Below are 247 nucleotides of genomic sequence, written 5' to 3'. Positions count from 1 at the left end.
AGGGAGCAAATCAGAGGAAGGAGTTACAAACCTCAACCCGTGAGGCGTGTAGAAATCCCGAAGCCTAACGGAAGCAAAAGAAAACTTGGAATACCGACAGTCATGGACAGGGTAATCCAGCAGGGTAATCCAGCAGGGTATAGCACAGATAATCAGCCCTATGTGCGAGCCGCTGTTTTCAGACCACAGTTACGGATTCCGTCCAAACAGGAGCTGTGAAATGGCTATCAAAGATATGCTCATGTTC

General features: G+C 48.2%; 1 pseudogene. It reads left to right on the top strand.

Going from position 1 to position 247, the window contains the following annotated elements:
* Positions 1-247 (top strand): annotated as a pseudogene (locus tag CI597_RS18275) (reverse transcriptase domain-containing protein); the annotation flags it as partial.

It is taken from the genome of Anaerostipes hominis (ex Lee et al. 2021) (assembly GCF_002270485.1).
Lineage (GTDB): Bacteria > Bacillota > Clostridia > Lachnospirales > Lachnospiraceae > Anaerostipes > Anaerostipes hominis.
The sequence above is the reverse complement of the archived record's forward strand: the minus strand, read 5'-3'. Positions and strand labels throughout refer to the sequence as shown.